The sequence below is a fragment of the Vibrio penaeicida genome (genome assembly GCF_019977755.1).
Taxonomy (GTDB): Bacteria; Pseudomonadota; Gammaproteobacteria; order Enterobacterales; family Vibrionaceae; genus Vibrio; species Vibrio penaeicida.
In genome coordinates this window covers 813,260-833,485 of sequence record NZ_AP025145.1, presented here as the reverse complement: position 1 = coordinate 833,485, position 20,226 = coordinate 813,260, and the positions used below count along the sequence as shown (strand labels likewise).

Here is a 20,226-nt window from a genome sequence, read left to right as displayed (position 1 = left end):
GTTCCTTTTCATTGAGCTTTAACGAAAACAAACAAATTCGATTAAATCTTAAGCAAATCGAATGGAAAACTTTGCCGAATGACTTATGCTCAATTGAGGAAATGCGGAAACTAAGGGCACCATAGTGGAATTGAAGACAGAGCTCGAACAATGGGACGGCAAAGACACCGACGCCATTTCCCTGATTTATCAGGAGCACCATTTTGAACCTTACTTTATCTCTCAAATCATAGATTTAATGGATGAAGAAGAGTTCGCTTCTGGATCGACTTGGCTGCTTAAATACCACTTTGAGCAAGAAGAGCAGCTTACCGACGCAGAAATAGACACCATTTATGGCAAGTTGAACAGTATAGAAGGCTGGGAAGCACGCCTCCACCTTCTTCAAGTCATGCCTTACATGCCTATTTCTGAACAAAATAAGCCAAATGTGGAATCGTTTGTTCGTCATTGCCTTGGAGATAGAAACAAATTTCTTCGAGCTTGGGCGTACAACGCGCTGTTTGTGTTAAGTCAGCAGTACCCAGAATATTTGGTGGATGTGAAAAGGCTCTTTAAGATCGCTCTTAGAAAGGAAGCGCCATCAATAAAAGCGCGTATTAAGAATATTTTGGTTCAAAATAAACTGGAAAATCAGACGCCGTAAACGACTTGGTTTCTACCAGAACCTTTCGCATGGTAAAGGTGGTCATCTGCTACTTTGAACATGTCATCTAACTGAGCACCATCTTCGCCATACACAGAAACACCTATACTGGCGGAGATGTTCACTCGCTTATCTTCAACACGGAATGTATTGCGGCAAAGTACCTTGCGTATATGTTCCGCTACGGCACAAGCCACTTTCCTTTCTGTGTAAGGTAAGAGAACGCAAAACTCTTCCCCCCCTACTCGATAAACCGTATCCGACCTTCGAACCGAATCTTTAACAAGTTTAGCGACTTGTCTAAGTACTTCGTCGCCAACATCATGTCCATATTGGTCATTGATGGCTTTAAAGAAATCTAAATCTACCACCAGCATGCTAAATAAATCTGACTTGCGCCTGTGCATAGTGACCATTTTTTCAAAACTGAATGCCAAGCTCAGTCGATTGTCTATTTTTGTGAGCGGATCAAGTAAGGCGAGTGACGTTAGTTGTTCTTCAGTTTTTTCTCGATTGTACTCGTAAACATGCGCCATTCCCCAAATAGCCCCTAAGCAAGCCAATACGTTAATTAGCGAATGCGAGAGCAATCCTGCTTCAGGCACAACCGACTTCCAGTAATACAGCGCAGCACCTACAGGAACAAAGACAAGATTGATTTTTAACCCCGCCGACTTCCCAAGTAGCAAGTAACCCACTATAGGGCAAAGAAATAGCCATACAAATAATGAACTTTGAGGATTAGTGACAAAAATCCCCATAAAAACAATGAGAAAAAGTGAAGATACGTAAACGGAAGATTGAAGAAGAAGGTACTTTTGCGTTGTTGAATAGCAAAAAAGGTAAGCAGAGTAGATAGCAAAAAACAGTTCAACAGCGCCTAGCCACTTTTGCTCAAATACGAATAGGTTCAGAAATCCATAGAGAAGACCGGCAACGAGGGTAATGAGGGACACCCCTTTTAACATATTGCTTCGAAATGACTGTGATCGGTTCAGCCACTCGATGCCCGCATCCATCTGTACCATCATTATCCCTGAAGAATTACTGTGTACCCAGCGGCATTCTGTAGGATTAATAATTCTCACTCAACCATAAACAGTTTCTAACTGTCAATAAATTGATCCAGGTTTGATAATGACATATTTCGGACATTCGGATGAGCTAAAAAGGAAATAAATCGAGCTACAAACAGATTACTCAAAAATACTATATAGAAAGCTTAAATTGCTTAGTAGACACAATATATTGGGATTTGACGAATGATGAGTCATTTTTCAAATTCACTCAAACGCATATAAACTCGCTCAAATTTAATACAGTAAAAGTTCTGTTGTTTTCATGATACTCAGTGGAACGCGGATCTAACTTATGAAAGTTCGACGTACGGTTAAAATGCCTTTCTAGATACAATTTCAAACATAAAAAACAAAAGCAGAGCCAAAGGCTCTGCTTTATCTTTAACGTCTTTCAAACTTAAAGCCGTGTTATTGCGCTTTCCATAGTTGGCTCATACGCATTGGACCTGGAGTTGGGAATGTCCAAGATTGAGGCATGTTTTCTGGCACATTTCTCAACTTGTTGTTAACCACAACACCTACAGGAAGAGATTCCACAGTACCAATCACATAGAAGTTCTCTTTGGCGATTTCCATAATTTGGCGCATTAAGGCGACTTGCTCGTCTTGTGACGATGTTTTCTCAAGTTGCTTCCACAGAGCGACCTGCTTTTTCACATGCGCTGGTGGTTCAACCGCATTGTCACGACCTTTCGCCCAATTGTAGTAGCCCAAACCCCATGTCGACTCAGGGCTAAATGGAAGGTAATGGCGCGCTTCATCCAACACACCTACACCGCCGTCACCGATAATTGGGATCATATCGTAGTCGTTTGTTAGGCGCAGGTTAATGACGTGGTTAATCTCCATCACACGGATATCTAAGAACACACCCACGTCTTTCCACTGGTTTTTCACTAATTCAAGTGAATCCGCAAGTACACCTTTATCGCTGACTTTCGATACCGCTTCAATACGCAGACGTTTCCCGTTTTCCATCAAGCGATAGCCTTCTTTGTCTCGCTGGGTTAATCCAAGAGAGTCTAAAATGCTATTGGCTTTTTTCTGATCGAGTTCTGTGTATTGATACGCCATTTCTTCATCATAGAAAGGCGACATTTCCAAAGGTGCCGCTTGGTATGGACCGACTGCACCTGAATAAACCGTTTCACTGATTTCATCGCGATCAATGGCGTGAGAAAGTGCCACACGGAAGTCTTTGTTTGCAAACAGAGCGCGCTTTGTCGGGTCTTTGACCGTTTGGTTTAGCGCTATCACCATTTCTGAACTCAACGTACTCGGGCGGAATTCATAGGTGTAGCCACTTTTCTTTTCATTGTCGATAAGAAGAGGTCGGTGCGTAGGAGTGCCAATGTGGCGGTATTGGTAATCCGCTTCGCCATTCGCAGCACGCAGAACCATTTCTTCCAAGTCTTCACTGTAACGCCAACGTACGCTGTCTAGATAAGGCAGTTGGTTACCTTCCGTATCCACTTGCCAGTAATACGGGTTGCGCACGTATTCGGCGAAGCTTGCGTTAGGACCTGGCGCTGATTTTACTTTCCAAGCTGTCAGTACTGGGCGGTCTACGTTGTTGTAGTGCTCAATAAAGTAGTGAGCATTACATTTTGTGTTTGAGAATTGTCGCCAAGAATCAAAGCCCGCTGTTTTGGCGTTTGCTTCCGCTTTGTCGTTAAACACTGGCATAAACTTGGAACAGTAATGCTTGGGATACGCGGTAAAGCTTTCACTGTCCACTGTTGCAAGGTGGCGTATAAACATACCATTTGGCTGTTTTAGCTTAATTTTCACAGTATGAGGATTAAGGACTTCTGCGCTAGCCGAATCAAACGATGGGAAAATTAATGGGCGGTTGCCTGCATGTTTTTCATCACCCAATACGTCGTTGATGTAAAACGCAACGTCATCAGCTGTGAAAGGATGACCATCCGACCATTTCACCCCTTTACGCAGCGTAATGGTAAATTCGGTGTTTTCTTTATTCGACGTAAAGCCAGTCGCTAAGTTAGGCACAACTTTCGAATACGTTACATCAAAGTTGAATAGGTTATCGTAGGCGATGGTGCGAATACGGTGCCCGTTATCTACCACTTTGCCTACCAAGTTCAACGTTCCGCCGTACTTGCCCACCGATTCAAATGGTGTCACGACAAGCGGCTCAGTTGGAAGACGCTCTTCCACCGTTGGTAGTTTTCCTTGCTTAACCAGTTCTGCAAGTGCTGGCGCTTCGTTGTAGGTTTCTGCGTAAGCCGACATTGATACCGCCGCTGCAACTGCAACCGCCACTTTGCCGAATAGAGGTAAGTTCATTTTGTGTTTCATCAGTCACTCCCTGATGTTTTCTATTTATTAAATTTGTCGTCTTTTCCCGAAGACCACGCCCCTAAAAAATCAATTTTCAGGGATGGATGTTGTACGCCCAGCCAAAATAAGCGCTTTGAGGGTGGAGCTGCCTTTTCTTACTTTCCCGGTTACAGCGGGAACACTGGCATGGGCGTACAACAAATTGGTGTTTGGAGCACACGGGTAAACAGCGCTGTCACCTTCCCCATGTTCCAAAATCATTTCACTGAACAAGCGTTCGGATTCGACCCTTGCCGGCTTTCGTTCTAAGTGGCTGAACCACGGCGTCCAAATATCAACGGCATGACCAGTCATTACGTAGTTAAAATCGGATTCGCATTGAATGTTATGCTCACGTGTTTCATTACCCGTTTCATTCAACCACTGAGTCGTGACCACTCGAATGCCTTTGAAAGGCGACCAAACAGACACCAGCTTTTCGCCTTCACGCCACGCTTCTTCATTCTTGGTTCTAGCGTGCCATGATTGGGTTTCTGGGTGCTGAAAAGCCAGCATATTGTCGCCTGCAAAACCTTGCGCTATCCACTGTTCACTCTCAACACATAAGCCGTGTTCGGAACTGTATGCAAATTTTGAATACTTATCGTAGCAATGTCTTAACTCGCCACTTGGCGGCGCATTCGTAAGCAAATAGCAGCCTCCATCACGCCAAAGAAAATGTTGGTCACATACCCAAGTCGGCTTAAGGATCGTTTCTAAAGGTTGGCTCTCTGCCTGCCAAAATACGTGATCTTCACTTAATCTGAGCGCTGAAAAGGCCTTGAGCGCCAATAGCGGAGAAACTGGGCTGGTGTAAAACTCACTGGCTAATAAGTTTGGGTAGCCAAAACCGGATAAAAGTTGCCCATCTTGGCTCCATATCGGTTGCCTAGCCCACCAGCGCATAGAGGAAACCCAGTGCGATTTAAGAGAGGACATGGCGATCCCTTTCGGTTCAAACCATGCTAACTCAGACCAAAAGCCTGCTCCGGCAAATCGATAATTTAGTGAGCGCCCGTAACACAGCTGAGCGCCATTTTCGCCAAACCAATATTGGTAGCTTTGCGCAAACTCGACCGCTCTATTTACGTATTTCTCGCTTTCATCTGAGCGGGTATCACGGATCCAACGCGCGTAAACAAGACCATAAAAATGAAATGCAAACGGGTTGTAATAATCCATGACGGCGGCTTCGCCATCTTGGTACCAGCCCTGTCCCATATAGTGACTATCAATAAAGTCCAAATCTTGTTGCAGCTTGTCGCGCTGAATGTCGACGCCCACTCGCTCTAACGCAAACACAATCAGTACTCGAAACCAGCGCCAATTGTTAGGCGGAATGTCCAGTTCTTGAATTGGCGTCATCCAATCTATTAATGCTTGCTTTTCAGAATCAGAAAGAGGATTCCAAAATGTTTCAGGCGCATCGACAATCGCAACAGCGAATGAACTCATCTCGACAATTTTCTGATCGTAGTTCACTAGGTTTGACCAAGCGTTTTCATTTTCGCCTGAAATACCACTTAATAGAGCGAGCCTTAACGCCTCATTTTCGCGTGTGAGTTCATTGTTTGCAGGAACCACTCCCCACATTAATCGGGCGATATGTTCTACTGAAGCCGCTTCATCATTATAATGTGCTGCACAACTTAGTTGTGGGTTACGCTCTCTGTTTTCCGCATTCAGAATAGGCTGTTTACCGAGCAGAAACTTAACCACATTCAATGCGTTATCTCTGCTAGTAAATGTTGAATCTTCCGGTAGCCATTGTGCTAACTGAATGCTCATTCTCGTCCTCTTACTGTGCTATTTACAGTACTATGCAACGGGTGTATCTCATCTTTAAGTCAGATTAAAACCCATTAAAAAACATTTTTAAAACGCTTTTTCATTTTTATGTTATTTAGATCAAAACTACGTTTCATTTTTATATCTGATAGTTGGATAGGTTCACATTTTTGATAGAGACATCATTAACTGGTTCGCTTATCTGACGGCAAAAATCTGACGTAATGAACGGGGCTCCAACCGCGTTTTAAGCATGCCCCCATGGCTTTCAAATAGGGACGAATATGGGAAAAGAATGCAAAGTAACCTTCACACAATCGATGTTTAGCGGTAATGGACAATTCACCCACTTCATCAATTCGTTGAGCAGGGCATGCGCCATGGCATAAATCTCTTTGGGAACAGTTCACGCAGTGCAGCGCTGTACCTACGGGCTTTCTTTTAGCAAATGATTGTTGGACTGGGGTTTCAATCAAGTCGGGATAATCACGTCGATTCAAATTCCCAAGTTTGAATTCTGGATAGACAAAGTGGTCGCAGCTGTAAACATCCCCATTGTGTTCCATAACCAAGTTTTCACCACATTGAGGGGAATGCACGCAGTTAGTGGACGGCATTCCTAACGCCATTCCGAGTGCGTTATCGAAGTGGCTTACAAACACTCGCCCTAAATCCCGCTTTCGCCAAACGTCAAACACTTCAATCATGAAGCGCCCGAATTGTTCGGCGCTTACGCTGCGATGAGAAACCCCAATGCCTTTTTCGGCCTCAACCACTGGAATAAACTGAATGAATTGAACACCTAGGCTGGTTATATGTTCGTATACCCGCTGTGGGTACTGCGCATTGTCACTTTGAACAACGATGAGTACATTGGTTTCAACGCCGTACTTAAGAAGGGTTTTTAGCCCGCGAACCACTTGTTTGTATGATCCTTTAGCACTGCGTGTTTTCCTGAAATGGTCATGAAGCGCTTCATCCCCATCCAAACTGACGCCTACCAAGAAATCATTGTCTTTCAAAAAGGACGCCCAGCGTTCATCAATAAGCACACCATTCGTTTGTATCGTATTACTGATGCTCATCCCCTCGCGCGAATGCTTTTTTTGAAACGCGACCGCACGTTCAAAAAACTCAATGCCTCGCATGGTTGGTTCCCCACCTTGCCAGCCGAACACCACTTCTTTGCAGCCTAAGGGCTGGCTGTCGATGTAGTTTTTGACGTGTGCTTCTAATGCCGCATCCGTCATATCAAAGCGATTTTGACCTGGATAGTATTCCGTTTTGTCTAAATAGAAACAGTACTCACAATCTAGATTACACAGCGGTCCTATAGGCTTGCTCAGCACATGAAAGGGTCTAGCTGCTTTAGGTTTGTAGGTTTTTATTCGCAGCGGATGCGGGCTCTTTATGGCTGTGTTCAGTGTATTCATTGTTTTCTCTGGCTTCATTAGGCATTGCCCAAAATCAGTTATTCAACGATTAATTACTCAATAAAATACAACAAATTTTTTGAAACGCCTTTTTGATTTATCGATAAATGTGATCTTTGTAAATTTTTAAAACGGCATTTCAAATTATCATCTCAGTACATTTTTGTGCTTGCTGGTTTGTACTGACATGTTTGGGCACCGATTTATTTGTATACCGCGAGGTAATTGTGCGTCGTCCTAATCTTCTTTATGTTTTCCCTGATCAATTTCGCCAGATGGCTATGGGGTTTTGGCAACAAGAGCCTTTTCGTTCATTGTTACCCGGTGTTGCTGACCCAGTGCAAACACCCAATATCGATAATTTCGTCAAACAAGCCACCGTAGTCTCCAACGCGGTAAGTAACTGTCCATTGTGCAGCCCACATCGGGGCAGTCTGCTAACGGGCATGTACCCCAACAAAAGTGGTGTACCGCTTAACTGCCACTCTGGTCGGTTAAATTCAGATCTACCTAAAGATGCAGTTTGCTTTACGGATGTGCTTGCCCACTCCGGTTATAACGTAGGGTACATAGGCAAGTGGCATTTGGATTTTCCGACAGCGAACGACCCTGAAAATGCGGGGCAATTTGTTGACCCTAATAATCCAGCTTGGGACTCTTACACTGAACCGGATAGACGACATGGCATCGATTATTGGTATGGCTATGGCACGTTCGATGAGCACAAAAACCCGCATTATTACGATAATCAGGGCAAGCGCCACGAACCCAAAGAATGGTCTGCCAAGCATGAAGCCGACAAAGCAATCGCTTATTTGAACAACAGCGAAAATCAACGCGACATGCAAAAACCTTTCGCATTATTTGTATCAATGAATCCGCCGCACAGTCCCTATTCTTCACTTAATGATTGTACAAGCGAAGACTTAAACCTATACGCATCAAGCCCTAACGACACGCTACTGGTTCGAGACAATGCCGATAATAAGATGCCAAAATCCGACGCAGCCCCTTTTTACTTCGCGAACGTAACGGGTGTAGATCGAGAATTTGGGCGAATTTTAACAGCGTTAAAAGACAGCGGAGAGTGGGAAAATACGCTCATCGTATTTACGTCTGATCATGGAGAAACGCTCTGCTCACATGGGTTAAACGATGCGAAAAACACACTCTACAACGAAGCGTTTAATGTGCCCTTTTTGATAAAGCACCCGTTCCAATCAGACACACAAGTCAGTGATGTATTTTTGAGCAGTCCCGATATTATGCCAACAGTACTGGGGCTTTTAGGGCTTGAAGCCAACACTCCAAAATCACTGCACGGGCATAACCTCGCTCCGTATCTTACCCAACAGGAATCTCAACCAGAATCACAGCCCAATCGTCACGCTCTCTACATCAAGAATGTCGATGGAAATACAAATGCAGAAGGCAATGTCACCAGTTACTTCCCCATCGCACGCGGCATAAAAACAGACCACTACAGCCTCACACTAACCATTAACCGTGACTATCAATTAGAAAGCACTCTATTTTTTGATAACCGAAACGATCCCTATCAACTTAACCCCCTTTCGTTTATGCCAGGGGCAACAAGAGAAAAGAAACTGCTCACAATGCTGGCATTTGAGCTAGAGCGTATTCAAGACCCATGGGCGGAGCTTGTTATTTTGCCAGAACTTCTGAACTACCCGTCCCTTACTTCTAACACTTGCAGGAACAACCATGACTGATAAAGCCAACCCTAACGTCATTATCATGTACGCCGACGACCTCGGATTTGGCGACATTAGTTGCTACGGCGCAAATGAAATCCCAACCCCTAACCTCGATAAGCTGGCTGAAGAAGGTTTAAAGTTTCATCAAGGTTACGCCACTGCTGCAACATGTACGCCCTCTCGCTACAGTTTACTTACCGGATCTTACCCATGGCGGAACCCAGACGCGGCCGTTCTCCCCGGAGATGCCCCACAAATCATTGGTAAGCTAGACGATACCATGCCAAGAATGTTTCAAAAGGCGGGCTATCAAACCGGTATCGTCGGGAAATGGCATTTAGGTTTGGGGAATGGAGACTTGAACTTTAACCAGCCGATTGACGGCACGCCAAACGATGTGGGGTTTGATGAATCCTACATAATGGCCGCTACCAACGACCGCGTACCATGTGTGTATATCGATAATCGAGAAGTCGAAAATTTAGACCCTAACGACCCTATCGAAGTCACTTACGATTGGGATAAATCGTATGAAGGTATTCCAACGGGGAGAGAGAACCCTGAACTTTTGGATGTAATGTACGATCACGGGCACGATGGCACTATTATCAATGGTGTAAGCCGTATTGGGCATATGAAAGGCGGTCAATCTGCCATTTGGAATGATGAAACAATGGGAGAAGTGTTCGCAAATAAAGCCATTTCCTTTATAGAAAAAAACCAAAATGAGCCTTTTTTCTTATTCTATGCCCTACACCAGCCACATGTTCCACGTATTCCAAACCCTAAATTTCGAGGCTCTACCCCACATGGTGTGCGTGGCGATGTAATTGTAGAAATGGATTGGTGCATCGGACAGGTTCTCGATAAATTAGAAGAATTGAATTTAAAAGACGACACCATCGTTATCTTCTCTAGCGATAACGGACCAGTTTTGAATGACGGTTATAAAGATGATGCGGTGAAATTGAACGGTCATCATAAAATGGCGGGACCTCTGCGAGGCGGGAAATACAGCTTATTTGAAGGGGGTACAAGAGTCCCCTTTATTGTTCGCTGGCCAAAGGGCATTGATAAGGGAAATTCAGAGGCACTGATCAACCAAGTCGACTTATACGCAACCTTCGCCGCCCTTACAGGTCAGCCGCTTTCAGAGATGGAAGCCCCAGACAGCCATAACTTACTCGATGCGCTAACGGGCAAAACACAAGAAGGTCGAAACGATATGGTGTTAGAAGGTATGCAATACAAGAAAGTGTACCGAGACAAACAATACGCCTATATTCCCCCGCATGATGACGACTTTGTTTGCCAATACACTGGTAACGAAAAAGGGAATACATCCAAACCACAACTTTACGATTTACATGATGATATAGGGCAACTCAAAAATCTTGCACCTAGCATGCCTGATAAAGTCGATGAGTTAGCGTTAAACTTGGCGAATATCCTCAAAAAGAGCCACTCAAGATAGGTCAAGAAACCAGATATAAGTTAAAGAAACAGAACTGTTTAAAGAAACCAATTAGGCTCGGCAATCGCCGAGCTTCTAATGCGATAGTGTTTCTTCAAAAACACCGAGCTCTCTTCCCAACCATATAGCCCGTTCAGTGTGGTCAAGTAAGTGCTCATTACTAACAGGATGAATCAGAACTGGCATGTCTCCACGTTCTTTATCAAGCCAATCGATAATTCCATCACTATCATCTTTAAAATGAATTTCGAACATTGGCATCTTATGAGGACCAACAAGCCTCTCTACCAGCTCAAACACGGCAACTACATCTTGGCGTTCCTTTCTTATTTTCTTACGTAAAGCATCCGCTTTCGCAAGGTTGTTCAAACCAAAATAAACGTGAGCGTGAAACATATGGTTCTCCTAATTACCTACCAAACTACCCAACTACTTAATTACCTATTGAGCTAACTAATTGGTGATCCAAACAAAATCATTAAGCGATACACCTAAAGGTCAGTGATACTAGTTTGATTGACCTTACCCATTATGTATACCCATTCACTCTGAAGGATATGTTCAAATTTTTCTAACATGCGTTAAATATATCCAAATATACCTGAGTAACCTCCACCAGGTGATTTTAAAACCACTTTATTTCACTTATTTCTAATGCAATGAATCTTTATAAATTATTAGATTCACAGCATGTTTCCACTAAATACATAAATACGTGAATTATAAATTATGGTACAGATATCACTGCATCTCATTTGCATTACGATTTACTCATATGCTATTAGGCTCACATTTTGAGCTCGCCACTGTGAGTAATGGGTTTCTACCCAAATACCCAAGTAATCTCAAAATACTTGGGTATATAACAATATAAAACGACTTTTTAGGACAAGGAATAAACATGTCGAATACAACGACAAACAACGGCTCATCAGGATTAAGCCTGTGGAAACAAATTGTGATTGGAATGGTTGCTGGGGTGGCAGTTGGCGCAATTTTTGGGCCAAGTGCCGAAGTTTTAAAACCTATCGGCACTCTATTCATTAATTTGATCAAAATGCTAATCGTGCCTCTTGTATTCTGTTCATTGATTGTAGGTATTACATCAATGAAAGACACAAAAAAGATGGGTCGAATTGGTGGAAAGGCCGTTATCCTCTATCTCTCTACAACCGCGATTGCAATCTCCATCGGGTTGGCGCTTGCTACCCTTCTTACTCCTGGTGCGGGGATCAATATCACCGCAACCGACGCAGTAAGTGCGGCAAAAGATTCACCGTCATTGGTCCAAACGCTGCTTAACATTATCCCCAAAAACCCAGTCGATGCACTGGCCTCTGGCAATATTCTGCAAATTATTACCTTTGCTATTGGGCTTGGTGTCTCTCTTACCTTGATAGGTGAAAAAGGTGAACCTGCTATTCGAGTATTCGAGAGCTTGGCGGAAGGCATGTATAAGCTTACATCTTTAGTTATGAAGCTTGCTCCTTTTGGCATTTTTGGTCTTATGGCTTGGGTCGCCGGAAAATATGGATTAGATGTGTTATTGCCATTAGGCAAAGTCATATTGGCTGTTTACATTGGCTGTATTATTCATGTGGTCGTATTTTACAGTGGCTTGATAACCGTTGTAGGCAGGTTAAGCCCTATTCAGTACTTGAAAGGCATTGTTAATCCAGCAACCGTTGCATTCACCACCACGAGTAGCTCCGGTACTTTGCCAGCCACAATTAAATCTGCACAGGAAGAGCTTGGCGTTTCAAAGAGCGTATCCAGCTTTGTTTTGCCTTTGGGCGCAACAATCAACATGGATGGAACGGCACTCTATCAAGGTGTTTGTGCTTTATTTATCGCTCAGGCATTTGGTGTCACACTAGAATCCTCTGATTACCTGTTGATCATCTTAACCTCAACTCTGGCGTCTATTGGTACGGCTGGGGTTCCTGGTGCGGGATTGATTATGCTTTCACTCGTGCTAACGACCGTAGGGCTGCCGCTTGAAGGTCTAGCTATTGTTGCGGGCATCGACCGTATTCTAGACATGGCACGTACAAGCGTAAACGTGTGTGGTGACCTTATGGTCTCAACGCTTGTCGGTAAAAGCGAAGGCGAGTTAGATGAAAAGGTGTACAACCAAACAGCTAAAGCAAATATGTCTTCAGAAGCTTCTCAGGTTTAGCTTTAAAGATACATGCTCAAGCCGCTAGCTTGAGTGTAGGTTAAGTAACCTAGAAAATACCAAAAGACACCGAAAGGTGTCTTTTCAGATTGTTCGCCCCCTAAGTATCATTATGACTTCCCTTCAATCAACGTAATGCCAAATTGAATGTGAGAAAAGCATTACGTGCATCTGTTCCAATTTCTTAAAACCCACCATACATTTCTTTATTTAAGAGATAATATGAGTCTAATATCATAAATTATTATTGATTCTTCAAAGAAAAAACAATGCACGCTTTATTCACAATAAGTTAGTGCGTTAATTGATAGTCAAGACCAAGAGAATAACAAGGTAATTAAATTAAAAATCAACGTATTAAGTAATAACATTCTTTGTAGGGTGTCGAATTTAAAATTTATGAGCTTTCTAGTGTAGGAAAATGTTAAGAGAATGAAATCGAGCTAAATAAGAAATAACTTTCAAGATATAGGTCAAATAATTATAGCTTTATAAGAGCACCATCAAATACTGAATGAAAGACTGTATATATATTCTCTTTAATGAAAATAGTTTTAAATACTCAATTATTGGAATTACATGTTCATTAATCCCATTATTGAGCCAAGTTATACAGAGTATCATTTAGGGATTTTTTTCAGCAAAAAATATGATTACTATCTCCTGAAATAAAAAGCACTACGAAATTAAGTGCATAAAAAACCTTATTAAATCAAACAATTACAAAACATTTTTTTTGCAGCTCGAATAATTTCCGATTTGGTTCACGAGTTAAATAACAAGCCACGTATTAAATTAATCCTAATTGGGATTACAAAACTATAAGGTCAATGACCACCACCGCCATGCATACATTGCAACTGGCGAAGGATAACTATATCTACAGGTTTATTATTATGATCGTTAACGGCAATACAATTAAAGCGATAGTTACGGATCTAGACGGCACATTACTAGACCCGGCGGGGGAAATTACAGACTACACCAGCTGTATTTTAACTAGGCTTTATGTCAGTGGCATTGAAGTTATATTAACAACGGGGAGGCACCCAAGAAATGTTTTCAAGCAGCTAAAGCCTTTGGATTTCTCTCCAACGATATTAGGCTGCAACGGAGCATTAGAAGTACAAACGAATGAATTGGCTTACGCCCAAAACATTACATTTCCTCATTCGACTTACCAACAACTCTTAAGGTTTCTATCTGGTCCAAATACGCATGTAAGTGTATTTGATACAGATGGCTGGCACGTCAGCGAAGTCAGTCACAACGTCAGTACCTATTCTTCAAAGTTCCAATTCCCTTATTTTCTTCACCGACCAAAACACCTTCTTTCTCTAAGAGCAAATAAGCTTCTTGTATCCACCTCTCATGACATTAAGGAAGTAGAAAGAAAACTTAGAAGCCTTTTCGAAAATGAATGTGAAATCACCCTATCGGCTGATCACTCAATTGAAATCAGTCCGAAATACGTAACAAAAGCCACTGCTGCCGATCGGCATTTATCGTTGAAGGGCATCGACCTAGAAAAAGAAGCGATAGCATTTGGTGACGGTATGAGTGACGAATCCATATTAAAAACCGCAGCGCTTGGTATTGTGATGCAAAATGCGATGTCGGACTTACCTCACCGCCTCCCTAATCCTTTATTTACGCAGAGCAACGCAAACGATGGCGTCGCGAAATTTCTCATTAAGTTCTTCAATTTGTCACTTAAGGGGAGCTACGCATGAAATCGATTGCAACACCATACGAGCTGAATGTCTTCATTGAGGCACAGAACGAACCGAGCAACATGCTTTCCAACTCGTTTGTGACATTCGATTTACATGGCGACGTAAACCAACAAGCTTTGATTGAATCGATACGTACGGCTTTCCAAGCTCAAAATTTTCATTGCCATTATCAGCTCAAAAATAACAAGCTCTATAAAGCTCACATCTCTTCACCAGTCAGCATTGAGTTTTATGACTTCACCAATAAACGGGATCCTAATGCAGAATACCGAATCGTATTGGACCACTACTATTTCAACAAAATCGACCCTAGCGAAGGAAGGCTATACAAAGCCTGCGTACTGAAGTTAGCTGATAACACATTCAAAGTTATTACCATGTGCCACCAAATAGCGTTAGATGGTACAGGTTTTACACTGTTTCTCGACGTCATTAAGAATGAATATCAAAGGCAAACCAAAACCAATTGCATGGATTGCGATATTGACTTGGATGTTAACTGCCCATGCCAATGTCTTCATTTAGCAGAAGATAAAAAGGATGATGCCTGTAAAGTTTGGGAGCAAAAAGTCCTCTCTCGTTCGCTAACAGCCAATTTCCCTGTTTTATCAAGAACAACCAGTCGGCTAACTCAAACCAGTATGTTTTCCTTATCCTCAGGGTTTAGCGACGAAATCAAGGCATTTTGTAGAGAAAACGCCTTAACACCTCACTTATTCTTCAAAGCCGTATACGCCTTGCTTGTTGGTCGACTAGCGGATCAACATCTCATTGGGGTGACTTCACCTATGGATATGAGAGATAAAGAATCGAGGCAAACGCTCGGTTGCTTTGTTAACACTCGACTCGACATTTATGATCTTGAAGAGAACCAATCTTTTGAAGCGTATTTTGATGAGATAAGATCGTTCAACCAAGCAGTTCAATCCTATAAAGCGCTCCCCTACCGAGATCTGATCAACAAGCTGAATGAGTCTTCTGAAACAGAAATAAAAGAACCCACCAACGTAGCCTTCGGCTCAACAATGGGTCTCGACGATAGTTTTGAACTTTCAGACGGAGTCACTCTCTCCTTCAACTACGAATTATTGGAACTTAACACTAGCATTCAATTGCTCTTTTGTGACTCCGCCAATTCACATTTCAGTTTTCGATTCGACTACGTAAAAGCTCAGTTTGAAAGTGGGATGTTTGAAAACTTTTTGCAGCGCTTTGAACACCTACTTCATCAGATCATGGCTTCAATGGACAAACCTGTTGGCAGTGCGTCCATCTTGCTAGAACACGAGCATCAATTCTTCAAACAACAAAACAAAACTGAACAACCTGTTTCTCACGTTTCATTGGCTAAGCACGTACACCGATGGATAATAGAAACACCAGACAATATCGCGCTTATCGATGATGTTTCCCAACGCAAGTACACCTACGGAGAACTTCATCAAAGCATTGCCGCATACGTTCGCTATTTTAACCAATTTCGACCGTCTAGCCATTGGGGAAAACCCGTTGCGATAGACCTAGATAGTTTGTCTGAAACGGTTATTGCCATCGTCGCCACTCAGTATGTGGGGCTGCCTTATACATGCCTTGATCGGGAAGAATCGGACGAGCGTAAACGAACGATTGTCGAGCAGCTATGTCCAATGACGATTTTAGGTAAACATAGCGTACACCTTGATAAGCACAACAAAACGCCATCGTGGACTTCTCCGATTGAGGGCGATTTAGAAGCGGTTAGCCTGCCCGTCCCCGATTCATTCCCCACGAGCAATATAAGCCAATTTATTTTCACTTCTGGCGCGATAGATTCGCCAACCGGTATCGCACTTTCACATGAAGCTCTGCTCAGCCGCATCATCAATTCAACCACCATACCCATCGGGGAGCGAATTCTTCTCTCTACGAATGAAGCCTTTGATGCCGCTACATTACAACTCTGGACAGCTCTGACTCACGGGAAAACATTGGTGGTATCAGCAAGACGCACAACCCACTACCCCGATAAACTGAAATCCATTATCTACGCTCATAAAATAGATCACCTTTATCTCACTACAGGGTTAATGGAACGGTATATCCAGTCTTACCCAGGCGACCTCTTTCAGAGCATCAGTACACTTGTGTTTAGTGGAGACGTGGTTTCGGCTGATGCCGTTTCCAAAGCTCTGGACACCAATATTCCCAATATCATCAATCTGTACGGACCAGCAGAAGCATCCGTCTACGCTACCGCTTTGGTATGCAAGCCTCACCATGCAGAGCAACAACGAATTCCAATTGGGAAAGTCTGTGACAATACCAGCGTTTATTTGGTTGATAAAAAAGGCAGATTGGTGCCAAAAGGCGTCACGGGAGAAATCCTCATTGGCGGCAGTGGACTTGCAAACGGGTACTTAGGCGAACCTCAACTCACTGCTTCTCGCTTCATGGTCACGGATATAGCGGAACTGAACGTACGTGGTGTTCGAGTCTATAAAACGGGTGATCACGCCTACTGGGGACAAGATGGCTACCTTTACTTCAGCGGTAGAAAAGATGAAGAAATAAAGCACAAAGAACACCGCTTTAATCTGAATGATATCCAAGCCGCGATGGAAAGAATAGAAGGCATCGCGTCAGCAGTTGCCACTTTACTCCCACAAGAAAACAGAAAGGTACTGGCGGGCTATTACGTTGCTCACTCTCCAATTCCACCTAGTTCAATTAAAACGCTTCTTGAAAACATACTCCCTGCGTATATGCAGCCAGCATTTTTGGTACAACTCGATGCTTTGCCACTGACACACAATGGCCAAGTCGATCGTAAGGCTTTACCTATCCCTACCACAGAATTTGATGATGATTTGCGTCACCTTACTAGCATCCAGAGACAGCTTTTGTCGAAGGCATGCTCTGTCTTACAACTGAACTCTTTATCCATAAAGGACGACTTTGTAAGCAGAGGTGGAGATTCAGTCTCTGCTATAACACTATCCGTTGAAATGGAGTCTATCGGCATGAAACTCGACACCATAGATATAATGAAACATACCGTTTTTTCAGAAATGTCAGAACACATAAAGCATGAAGCACCTACACAAATCGTTCGCGGAGAAACAACAGGCTTAATTGACCTATTACCCGCGCAGCAATGGTTTTTTGAACAAAACTTCATGCAGCCAAACCACTACAACGATGCGGTTACACTTTCACTGCCAGGTGACGTTTCTTGCGCTCGTATGGAGCAAGCACTCTTACGGTTAACAGAACACCACGACATATTCCGGACTCGATTCAACAAAACATTCGAAACGGGTAAGCAAGAACTCATCGATACGCATGAAGACTTGTTTTCATTCGCAGAGGAATCGTTCGCCAATTACGAAGAGCTCGATATCTATTTGGCGGGGCTTAATGAAACGTTCGACCTAGAATCCGGTGCTGGCGTTATGTTCAAAGCCGTGCTTTATCGTATTAGAAACGAAAGCACTATCTATTTGTACTTGTGTGCCCATCATCTAATCGTTGACTCGGCTTCTTGGCATATCATCGCACGAGATCTTCAAGCGCTGTACGATGGGGGCTGCGATACCAAGCTGCCCAACTACTCCGGTGCGCAAATTTTTACACAAAGTTTAAACGCTCAATTAGAACGCATTTGCAAAAATGAAACGGCGTACTGGCTTAAAAGTGACAGCTTTAGCCCCAAATGCCGCCCAAATATTCAATCTCGCGTTGAAACCATTACGGTAGATGAACATGTCACGGCACAGCTGTTATCTGATGCAAACACGCCCTATCGAACCAGCCCGCGTGAATTACTCCTAACCGCGCTTTCTAACATACTGATTGAAAGAGGCGAGAATACCGAAGTTCTGATGAGGGGATGTGGTCGACAAGAACTCTCGAGCAACGTAAAAGTGGACGATACCATTGGTTGGTTTACCAGTATTTTCCCATTAAAACTGCCCTCAATAAAAACCAATCTTAGCCAGCAAATTAAAAACGTGAAGGAAAGCTTCCGAAGCGTTCCTGAAGAGGGTTCAAACTATCTCCACCTTGCGTACCATCACCCAGACAATGGAGTTCGTCGCCGCCTACAAAGTCGGTTAAATGCTTCCATAAGTTTCAAATACTTAGGGCAATACAATTCTATATCCGACAATCCAAACAAGTGGAATATGGAGCTCTGTAATCTAGGCTATATGGTTGGAGAGAGAAACAAACCACTCAGAGAGATGGAAGTGGTGTGCTGGATTTTGGAAGGCAAACTCCACATTCAGTTTGAGGTCACCAGCTTGCAGATCAACCTAACTTCGTTGATGTCGAATTTTGCCGATGAAGTCAGAACAATTGTTGCCCACTGTACCGACACAGAAACCCCGAACACATTAACGCCTTCTGATTTGAAAAACGTGACGTTAAATCAGCAGCATATTGAAACCATAGAAAGCAAGCTTGGGTCTCTCAGTGCTATTTATCCAGCAACGCATGCTCAACGTGCACTTCTTTACTCCAATAGAATCAATCGCGATTTCCAAATTGGTCAGGAATATTTCCAGTTATCCGGCACATTACACACAAGTGCTTTTCAGCAAGCTTGGGATATTGCGCTGAAACGACACGATATTTTGCGGGCCGTATTTTGTGACTCTTTTGAAAAAGGCAAGCCCTTGGTCATCGTGCCAGAAAACAGCAAGATGCCGATAAAATATGAAGACTGCACTGGCGTTTCAGAAAAAGACAAAGATGCAGAAATGACGCAACATCTCGTGATAGAAAGAAGGCGAGAAATCAGTGAAGTGTCATCACCTTTAATGCGCTTGTGGCTCGGTAACTTCGGCAATGACGACCATGCCATGATCTTGACCTATCACCAAGTGCTTTTCGACCAGTGGTCTATGCAGTCATTCCTCGCTGAAGTAATGAGAGACTACGAGTCCTTACTGTTAGGGCGTGAACCCGATGTGACACCATTTAGTTTTGAACCTTTTGTTCATTACATTCACGACTATCAGAACGACAGCAAAGCACGAGCGTTTTGGCGAAACTACCTAAAAGGTGCACCAAAAAATCTGCGCCTACCTCGATCAGCAGATTCGCTGTGTGATAACCCCATTCGCATGCAAAATATCAGCATGCAGCTTACTGATATGGAAAGCGGTCAGATCATCGCAAGGGCACGAGAACATAGTGTCACCACCAACCAATTATGTCAGCTTGGTTGGGCGCACACCCTAAGTAAAGCGACAGGGAAAAAAGACATCGTATTTAATACGACTCTCGCTAAGAGACCCTCCAGTATCCTTGATATTGACCGCATGATGGGTGTCTTTTCGGCAACTCCACCACTGCGCATTAATGTAAATGGCGATGTATCAAGTGCGCTGTCGCAGATTGCAGAATCCAGCGCGGAACGACTGGAATACGGTTTTCTTGATTTAAATGAATACGATGAAGAATGGGTGCCAACCACCCGTGGCGGAACGTTGTTTGTTTTTAATAGCCAATTGGCGCACGAGATACAACCAATACACCCCAGAACGCAAAACTTAACCTTGGAACGGTTAGGTACCGTAAGTGGCACAAGCCATCAAATCATCATGTCGGTGACATCGGGGCATGCTATGTCGTTTAACCTCTTCTTTGACTCCACTGAAATCAGTGAAGAAGTGGCGAATCTGATTGCAAATGAGTTTCTCTCATCATTGCTAACACTTTGCGACAACGATTCGCTTGATGTTGGCGCTTTATGCTCAATAGCAAAAGCGTTCTAACTACTAGGGTCTGTTGACCTTAATCTAAGCAACATGCTTAGATACACAAAAGCCAGCTGAAAACAGCTGGC

General features: G+C 43.3%; 11 protein-coding genes. 6 read left to right on the top strand and 5 right to left on the bottom strand.

The genetic code is table 11. The features are described from left to right. Positions 1-124: 124 nt before the first annotated feature. A complete protein-coding gene (locus LDO37_RS22035; protein ID WP_126610410.1) occupies positions 125-646 on the top strand; it encodes a hypothetical protein in 522 nt (173 codons plus the stop codon). On the opposite strand, the gene LDO37_RS22030 is transcribed toward LDO37_RS22035, so the two are convergent. The 4 genes from LDO37_RS22030 to LDO37_RS22015 all read right to left on the bottom strand — a co-directional run bounded on the left by LDO37_RS22030 (position 634) and on the right by LDO37_RS22015 (position 7,289). After that, positions 634-1,677 (bottom strand): GGDEF domain-containing protein, encoded by a 1,044-nt coding sequence (locus tag LDO37_RS22030; protein ID WP_126610408.1) that lies wholly within the window; start codon positions 1,675-1,677, stop codon positions 634-636. The genes LDO37_RS22035 and LDO37_RS22030 overlap by 13 nt on opposite strands. Before the next feature lie 456 nt (positions 1,678-2,133). Then, positions 2,134-4,047, bottom strand: coding sequence for an ABC transporter substrate-binding protein (locus LDO37_RS22025; RefSeq protein ID WP_126610406.1), 1,914 nt, complete (start codon positions 4,045-4,047; stop codon positions 2,134-2,136). Between the two features lie 69 nt (positions 4,048-4,116). Further along, positions 4,117-5,856 carry a DUF2264 domain-containing protein gene (locus LDO37_RS22020; RefSeq protein WP_126610405.1) on the bottom strand — a complete coding sequence of 580 codons (1,740 nt, stop codon included), beginning with the start codon at positions 5,854-5,856 and terminating at the stop codon, positions 4,117-4,119. A 185-nt stretch (positions 5,857-6,041) separates the two neighbouring features. Beyond that, on the bottom strand, positions 6,042-7,289 hold the full coding sequence (locus tag LDO37_RS22015) for an anaerobic sulfatase maturase (protein WP_126610403.1): 1,248 nt from the start codon (positions 7,287-7,289) through the stop codon (positions 6,042-6,044). Positions 7,290-7,516: 227 nt separating this feature from the next. Between LDO37_RS22015 and LDO37_RS22010 the strand changes: the two genes are divergently transcribed. Then, the gene (locus tag LDO37_RS22010) at positions 7,517-9,022 is read left to right on the top strand and encodes a sulfatase family protein (protein ID WP_126610402.1); all 1,506 of its coding nucleotides are present in this window, start codon (positions 7,517-7,519) and stop codon (positions 9,020-9,022) included. Further along, positions 9,015-10,481, top strand: a complete 1,467-nt coding sequence (locus LDO37_RS22005) for a sulfatase family protein (RefSeq protein ID WP_126610400.1) — start codon at positions 9,015-9,017, stop codon at positions 10,479-10,481. The genes LDO37_RS22010 and LDO37_RS22005 overlap by 8 nt, the downstream gene beginning before the upstream one ends. Positions 10,482-10,556: 75 nt before the next feature. Here the strand turns inward: LDO37_RS22005 and LDO37_RS22000 are convergent, their stop codons facing one another. After that, the gene (locus LDO37_RS22000; protein WP_126610399.1) at positions 10,557-10,877 is read right to left on the bottom strand and encodes a DOPA 4,5-dioxygenase family protein; all 321 of its coding nucleotides are present in this window, start codon (positions 10,875-10,877) and stop codon (positions 10,557-10,559) included. Between the two features lie 505 nt (positions 10,878-11,382). On the opposite strand from LDO37_RS22000, the gene LDO37_RS21995 reads away from it, so the two are divergent. From LDO37_RS21995 to LDO37_RS21985, 3 genes are all read left to right on the top strand, one after another. Further along, positions 11,383-12,660: a dicarboxylate/amino acid:cation symporter gene (locus LDO37_RS21995; protein WP_126608312.1), complete on the top strand. Its 1,278-nt coding sequence runs from the start codon at positions 11,383-11,385 to the stop codon at positions 12,658-12,660. Positions 12,661-13,556: 896 nt separating this feature from the next. Then, positions 13,557-14,393 (top strand): HAD-IIB family hydrolase, encoded by an 837-nt coding sequence (locus LDO37_RS21990; protein WP_126609303.1) that lies wholly within the window; start codon positions 13,557-13,559, stop codon positions 14,391-14,393. Further along, a complete protein-coding gene (locus LDO37_RS21985; RefSeq protein WP_126609304.1) occupies positions 14,390-20,155 on the top strand; it encodes a condensation domain-containing protein in 5,766 nt (1,921 codons plus the stop codon). Before LDO37_RS21990 ends, LDO37_RS21985 begins: the two co-directional genes overlap by 4 nt. Positions 20,156-20,226: the final 71 nt, after the last annotated feature.